Here is a 228-nt window from a genome sequence, read left to right as displayed (position 1 = left end):
ACCAGAAAAAGTATGAATCTTATTTCATGCCGGGAGATTGGTACGTATCAGGTGACTCTGCCTATATGGATGAAGATGGATACTTCTGGTTCCAAGGACGTATTGACGATGTAATTATGACGTCAGGTGAGCGCGTTGGTCCGTTTGAAGTAGAAAGTAAATTAATCGAGCATGCTGCTGTTGCAGAAGCAGGTGTAATTGGTATTCCTGATCCAGTGCGTGGTGAAA

1 protein-coding gene is annotated in these 228 nt (G+C 43.4%); it reads left to right on the top strand.

Going from position 1 to position 228, the window contains the following annotated elements:
• Positions 1–228 (top strand): AMP-binding enzyme (locus SB717_RS40135; protein ID WP_410908971.1); only part of this gene is annotated, 228 nt, incomplete at both ends.

Source organism: Priestia sp. SIMBA_032 (assembly GCF_046535215.1).
Classification (GTDB): Bacteria; Bacillota; Bacilli; order Bacillales; family Bacillaceae_H; genus Priestia; species Priestia aryabhattai.
The sequence above is the reverse complement of the archived record's forward strand: the minus strand, read 5'-3'. Positions and strand labels throughout refer to the sequence as shown.